This window comes from Myxococcus sp. AM011, assembly GCF_013372595.1.
In the GTDB taxonomy this organism is placed as follows: Bacteria; Myxococcota; Myxococcia; order Myxococcales; family Myxococcaceae; genus Myxococcus; species Myxococcus eversor.
Genome location: NZ_JABXEM010000687.1, coordinates 1 through 219, shown reverse-complemented (window position 1 = coordinate 219; position 219 = coordinate 1). Strand labels below are relative to the sequence as shown.

Here is a 219-nt window from a genome sequence, read left to right as displayed (position 1 = left end):
GCCAGTTGGCCGGCGACATCTTCCACCGCGAGTTCCGCAAGATTGCGGATGACTGGGTCCGACGCCCCCTCACACTCACTTTGGCGGGCATCCAAACCCAAGGTGTCGCTCGGGAAAATGTAGCGGAGCCATCCGAGGAGACGGCGAAGACCGCCGAGCATCGGGTCGCGCTCCTGAAGGACGCGAAGTTCCTGCTGTCGCTCCGCGAGGAGCTGGCGG

The 219-nt window shown here is 64.8% G+C and carries 1 pseudogene; it reads left to right on the top strand.

The features are described from left to right. Positions 1 to 219, top strand: a pseudogene (locus HUW62_RS48335) (hypothetical protein); the annotation flags it as partial.